The sequence below is a fragment of the Peterkaempfera griseoplana genome (assembly GCF_001418575.1).
Lineage (GTDB): Bacteria > Actinomycetota > Actinomycetes > Streptomycetales > Streptomycetaceae > Peterkaempfera > Peterkaempfera griseoplana.
On sequence record NZ_LIQR01000607.1, the window covers coordinates 1 to 6,271 of the forward strand.

Annotated in this window: 5 protein-coding genes; 4 read left to right on the plus strand and 1 reads right to left on the minus strand. The window is 70.2% G+C overall.

Annotation, left to right across the window (positions count from 1 at the left end):
• Both AOK09_RS33995 and AOK09_RS34000 read left to right on the plus strand, forming a co-directional pair.
• On the plus strand, positions 1 to 2,719 hold a 2,719-nt coding region (locus tag AOK09_RS33995), incomplete at its 5' end, for a polymorphic toxin-type HINT domain-containing protein (RefSeq protein ID WP_265736758.1).
• A 58-nt stretch (positions 2,720 to 2,777) separates the two neighbouring features.
• Positions 2,778 to 3,086: a hypothetical protein gene (locus tag AOK09_RS34000; RefSeq protein ID WP_055591074.1), complete on the plus strand. Its 309-nt coding sequence runs from the start codon at positions 2,778 to 2,780 to the stop codon at positions 3,084 to 3,086.
• A 703-nt stretch (positions 3,087 to 3,789) separates the two neighbouring features.
• Here the strand turns inward: AOK09_RS34000 and AOK09_RS34005 are convergent.
• A complete protein-coding gene (locus AOK09_RS34005; RefSeq protein WP_055591075.1) occupies positions 3,790 to 4,779 on the minus strand; it encodes a helix-turn-helix transcriptional regulator in 990 nt (329 codons plus the stop codon).
• 93 nt (positions 4,780 to 4,872) lie between these two features.
• Here AOK09_RS34005 and AOK09_RS34010 point away from each other — a divergent pair, with 93 nt between their 5' ends.
• Both AOK09_RS34010 and AOK09_RS34015 read left to right on the plus strand, forming a co-directional pair.
• A complete protein-coding gene (locus AOK09_RS34010; RefSeq protein ID WP_055591076.1) occupies positions 4,873 to 5,274 on the plus strand; it encodes a VOC family protein in 402 nt (133 codons plus the stop codon).
• A 482-nt stretch (positions 5,275 to 5,756) separates the two neighbouring features.
• On the plus strand, positions 5,757 to 6,068 hold the full coding sequence (locus AOK09_RS34015) for a hypothetical protein (RefSeq protein ID WP_055591077.1): 312 nt from the start codon (positions 5,757 to 5,759) through the stop codon (positions 6,066 to 6,068).
• Positions 6,069 to 6,271: the final 203 nt, after the last annotated feature.

Consider the following 6,271-nt stretch of genomic DNA (forward strand, 5'->3'; position numbering starts at 1 on the left):
CACCATCCCCGCCGCCGAGGGAGCACTGGCCGGCTCCTATCAGGGCACCGTGCAGTACAACGCGGACGGCACCATCCAGTCGATCGGCTACCCCGCGGCCGGGAGCCTCACCGCCGAGGCCGTCACCCCCACCTACGACGAGGTGCTGCGTCCCGTCACGCTGTCGGGGTCGGGTGGCGCGACGTACATCACCGGCACCACCTACAGCAACACCGGCCAGCCGCTGCAGTACACCTACCAGGCGGCCGGCGGAAAGATGACCCAGGTCACCAACACCTACGAGTGGGGGACCCGGCGGCTGTCCAACTCCCGGGTCGACCGCCAGGACGTCCCCGGCACCGACAAGTCCGCCACCTACGGCTACGACCAGGCCGGCAACATCACCTCGGTCACGGACGTCACCCGGGACGGCACCGACGCCCAGTGCTACACCTACGACTTCCTCGGCCGGCTGGTCGACGCCTGGGCGCAGGGCGCCGCGGGGTGCGCCGCCACCCCCTCCGCCTCGGTACTGGGCGGCCCGGCGCCGTACTGGCAGTCCTTCGGCTATGACACCGACGGCGACCGCAAGTCCGAGACCGACCACTCCCCGACCGGGAACAGCGGCCAGGACACGGTCCACGACTACGCGTACCCCGCCACCGGGAGCCCGCACCCGCATGCGCTCGGCCAGGTGAGCACGACCGGTCCCAGCGGTACCTCGCTGGACAGCTACACCTACGACGACGACGGCAACACCGCCACCCGTACCGTCGCCGGGAACAAGCAGACCCTCCTCTGGGACAGCGAGGGCCACCTCTCCCAGGTGACCGCGGACGACGGCCACGGCGGCACCGCGACCACCTCCTACGTCTACGACGCCAACGGCAACCGCCTGATCACCCGCACCGACAGCTCGACCACGCTGTTCCTCGGAAACACCGAGATCACCGTGGCCACCGGTTCGACCACACCCCACGCCACCCGCTACTACGACCTGGACGACGGCAACCAGGCCGTCCGCACCGACGACAACAAGCTCTCCTTCCTCATCGGCGACCAGCACGGAACCAGCCAACTCGCGGTCAACAGCAGCGACCTGACCATGCAGCAGCGCCGGACCACCCCCTTCGGCGCCCTGCGCGGCAGTCCGCCCACGAGCTGGCCCGGGACCAAGGGCTTCGTCGGCGGCACCACCGACCCGAGCACCGGACTCACCCACCTCGGCGCCCGGGACTACGACCCCGACACCGGCCGCTTCCTCTCCGTCGACCCCGTCCTGGACCCGACCAAGCCCCAGCAGCTCAACGGCTACGCCTACGCCTACAACAGCCCCGTCACCGCCAGCGACCCCAGCGGTCTCTACGGCTCCTACTGCGTGACCGTCGAGTGCGTCAACGAGACCGGTGGGCCCGGCACCGCCCCGACCAGCGACCCCGACCAGATCAAGAAGGACAGCAAGCACCCCAAGGGGCATCTGAACGGCTGCGGTGCGAACTACACCACCGAGTCCTGCAACGCCAGCAGGAGCAGGAGCGGCAGCTCCCCCAGCAGCAGGCCTCCGGCGACGTCCGGCAAGAAGTTCCTGGAGAAGATCCCGCCGGAGCGTCTGAAGAAGTTCCGCGCCTATCTCCACATGGTCATTCGCGAGAGTCCCACCACGTGGAACGTGCCTGGCACCCCCGCCTACCAGGCCATCCTGGTGCGCCTCCGCTGGGCGATCAACGGGCCCCTGACCTGGGGGGACATCTGGAAGGGCACGAAGGGCACCCTGGCGGGACTCGCGGTGGGGCTCATAGGCGCGGCGCTGTGCCCCGAGTCGGCAGGCGCGGGATGCCTCGCCGCAGTCGGCGCCATGTCCGGATTCGTGTCCCAGTGCGTCAACGACTGCAGTAACAAGACGGCGCTGGCCCTCTCCTCGCTCGCCGGAGCAATCGCCGGCTACGCGGGCGGGAAGCTGGGCGGACCGTGCAGTTTCGCCCCGAACACGCCCGTCCTGCTCGCCAACGGCAAGACCAAGCCGATCAAGAAGATCAAACTCGGCGACAGAGTCGAGTCCGCCGACCCGTCGGACGGCTCCGACCGGGGCGGGCGCAGCGTCGACGGCGTCTGGATCAACCATGACACCGAACTGCTCGACGTCACCGTCACCACCGGCCACGGCCGCACGGCGGTCCTCCACACCACCGCCAACCACCCCTTCTGGGACGACACCGTCCGTACCTGGGTCCGGGCGGACCACCTGCAGCCGGGGCACCGCCTCGCCGGCACGGACGGCCGGCATCCCGCGGTCGTCGGTACCGAGGCCACGCCGGGCGAGGCCGACCGCTGGAACCTGACCGTCCAGCAGCTCCACACGTACTACGTCCTGGTGGGCGACACCCCGGTCCTGGTGCACAATTCCGGTGGTTTGTGTGCCGGAGAGGATGCCTACAGGATCGACGAGCATGTGGTTCCCCGTCACACGTCGACCGGCGCGAAGAACGACGGAAAGTCGATTTTCAACGACGACGAGGACCTCTACGCCCTGGCCCGTGGCTCCGACGGTCAAATCGGCGACTACCAGGCCGGCAGCGGCCGGATCCAGTATGTGATCGACGCCGGGAGGATCATCGGCACCGACGACAACGGCCTTCCGACCAGGTACTACACCATCATCAGAACGTCGAAGCCGGAGATGTACGAGAATGACTACCTGGACTTCGGCGACCTGGTGACCATGCATCCCGGTACTCCGTAGTGTCCACCGTGAGAGATGCGGCAACGGCCGGGTGCGGCTCTGATCTGAAGGAGAAGGAATGGCTTTCGGGGTACGTGTTCTGGAAGAGAACGGCCTCATCGTGGAGAAGGGCGTCGCCGATCGCCGCTTCAACCCGGTGCTGAAGGGCGTGGATGCCAGGGCATACCCGACGATGGCGTCACTCGACCCCTATGGGGACACCGTTCTGAACTACCTCCAGTGCGGATTCCTCATCCGCGAACTCCGGGAGGGCACCGAGTTCCTGACGGCCATGGGTGTGGACGACGAAGCCGTGAGCAGTCTGATCCGGCTGTGCGAGCTGGTTCGGGCCAAGCCGCACCGGAGCCTGCTGTTCATCGGCGACTGAGCTCGCTGCCCCACCGGTCACGCACGACCCCACGCTGAAACCGCAGCACTCCGCCTGCCGACCCCGCCTCACCCCGGCGGCGGTCGGCAGGCGGAGTGCTGCAGGCCGTTTCCCCCGGCGTCGTCACGGTGGCGGGCGGGACCCGGCGACGAGGCACTCGAGATACCGCGCATGAGTACCCGTACTCATGCGCGGTGATCCACTCCGGGCCCATGCTTTGCCGTGTGAGAGGCAGGGGAAGAGGCCGGCGGCGCTTCGGCGCGCTGTGGGGTGTCGCTGCACTGACGGTACTGGCAGGGTGCAGTCTCCCGAGGGAGGCGATGTGCCCGGAGGGCGAGTACCCCGTCCGGGCCGACAGCTTCCCCGCGAGCGGGCGCGCCTGCGTCGAGGAGGGACGGGAGCCTCCGTCCGGGTACCGGAGGTTCCCCGCGGGTCACGTCCCGCATTGGGTGGACGACGACTACGACCCGACGGCGATGCACAGCCCCGGCGGGTGAGCACGGCTCCTCCGGGCCTCCTCCGCGTTCTGAACCCGCTGACCCCGCCGTTGCGGGCGTCCGCAGCCTCGGCCTGGCACCCCTCCGTGGATGTGCGGCGTGGACCGTCACGGTGGGCGACAGCGCCTGCATCCCGGTACCCGGCTGTGCCACGCCGGAGATCCGCCGGCTCCTCGCCGATCCGGAGACCCGGATGTGGCTCCGTGTCATGTCCGTCGGGCGTGGGACGCGAGGCGATCGGCGAGCGCGGTCACGAGGTCGCGCAGTTCAGCGGGTCGCTCGATGACGAACGGCCGGTCGAGTGAGGCGAGTACCGCAGGCAACCAGCCGAGATGCTCCACACGCAGTTCGACGCGCACCCAGCGCTCGGTCGCCTGGTCCTCTCCTGCGACGGGCTCCTGCTCCTCCAGGCTCGCGACGCCGGCGGGAAGGCGGGTGCGGATCTGCTCGGCCGTCCCCTGGATCCGCAGGGTCACCTCATGCCGGTACTCGGCCGTGGCGAACGCCGACAACAGGCGCTGTTCCGGATCGGGGCCCATGGGCGCCTCGAAGGAGCCGGGCAGGGTCCTCGCGTCCGCGATGCGGTCGAGCCGGAAGGTTCGGTCCTCGCCGATCCCGGCGTCCTGGCCCGTGACGTACCACCGGCCGGCATGGGCCACGATCCCGTACGCGTGCAGCGTGCGTTCGCTGCGCCGTCCGTCGCGGTCGGTGTAGCGGATCGAGACCGGTCTGCGGTGGCGCACCGCATCGGCGACGGTGAGCAGGACCCCGGCGTCCGGGGCGTCGAACGGGCCGGGCCGCTCCGTGAAGGCGAGGGCCTCCAGGAGGGCGTCCAGCCGACGGGCGATGTGCTTGGGCAGCACCCGCCGGATCTTCGCCGTTGCCGTCTCGCTCGCGGTGTGACCCGCCGCCGTCAGCCCTGCCCGGCGGCCGGCGACCAGGCCGAGCAGCACGGCCAGCGCCTCGTCGTCGCTGAGCATGAGCGGAGGCAGGCGGTATCCGGGGGCGAGCCGGTACCCGCCGTAGCGGCCGCGCACCGACTCCACGGGCACGTCCAGGTCGATCAGCTGGTCCACGTACCGTCGCACCGTGCGCCCGTCGACGCCGAGCCGGCCGGCGAGTTCGGCCACCGTCCGGGTGCCGCCCGACTGCAGCAGCTCCAGAAGTGTCAGCACGCGGCCGGTGGGTCGAGGCATGGTCGCAGCCTAACGCGAATACAGGACGTGTTCTGTCCGGTATTGCTCCTAGCCTGCGACGTGCACGCTTCCAGCACGGCCAAGGAGATTCCCATGGACTTCGTCTCGATCCGCATCATCACCGGCGACGTGGCGCGCCTCGTCGAGTTCTACGAGCGGGCCACGGGGGCGCGGGCAACCTGGGCCACCGAGGACTTCGCCGAACTGAGGACCGACGCGGGCGCCACCCTCGCGATCGCCGGCACCCGCACCGTCCCGCTGTTCGCCCCCGGCTCCGCCCGTCCGGCTGACAACCGGAGCGTGATCACCGAGTTTCTCGTCGACGACGTGGACCGGGTTCACCGGGACCTGACCGGCTTCGTCACCGAGTTCGTCAGCGGGCCCACCACGATGCCCTGGGGCAACCGGTCGCTGCTGTTCCGCGACCCCGACGGCAACCTCGTCAACTTCTTCACCCCCGCCACCCCGGCAGCCATCGCAAAGTTCGCACGCTGACCCCCGCACAGCCGCTCGCACGGGAGCCCTGGGACCCCGGGGTTCCCGGCCGCCGACATCAGGAGCGCCACCAGCCGGGAACGGCCGGAACGCTCTGGCGGCGCCCGGTGAACGTCCGTGCTTCCGCCTGCGGATCGGCACGGGACGTCCGGTCGGCCTTCTCGACCGCCCCTCCCGCCCTGCCGGTTGGCGCCCGGGTTCCCGGGGCCGCCAAGGGACGCTCCCTGTGACGTCTGCGCCGGACCTGACCGGCCCTGGGTACGTCGTTGAGTGACCCGTCGAGGACGCAACCCCTGTGAGCCGCACCACACGGGGGCAGGCACCACGGATTGCCCACAGTGATCGGTTCCATGAATCGTCATATTCCAGTAGATCGGGTGTCATTGCGGGCGCGCCGCAGGTCCAGCGGGGCCTCCGGAGGCGACCGTTTCCCTGTCCGACCCGTGCAGGTGTCGATGCACCTGCTGTCACAGGAGACCCCTATGCGCGTATCCCGCTTGGCCGCCGCTCTGGGCGTTGCCGCCGCCGCTGTGCTGACCGGCACCGGTACCGCCTCCGCCGCCACCGCCGTTCCGTCCATCGCCCAGGCCCACTACGGCTGGCACGGGCACCACTGGTGTGGCCACCGGCACCACCGCTGGGACGACCGCGGCTTCGGCCGTGACCGTGACGACTGGCGCTTCGACCGCGGCTTCGGCCGTGACCGTGACGACCGGCGCTTCGACCGCGGCTTCGGCCGCGACCGTGACGACCGGGGCTTCGGCCGCGACCGTGACGACCGCCGTTTCCACTGACATCGGCAGGAGCTGAGAGGCCGCTGCCGACGACAGGAGCCCGCGGCGAGGCGGCCGGGGCGCCGGGCCGGCACCGGCGCAAGGGCTCAGCGGCGACACGCCCCTTGCTGCAGCGCTCCGAAAAGCTGAAGCCGAGGGCTTGATCGTCCGCACACCCGACGGACCCGGTGACCGGCCACTGCCCGGTCACCGGGTCCGTCGGG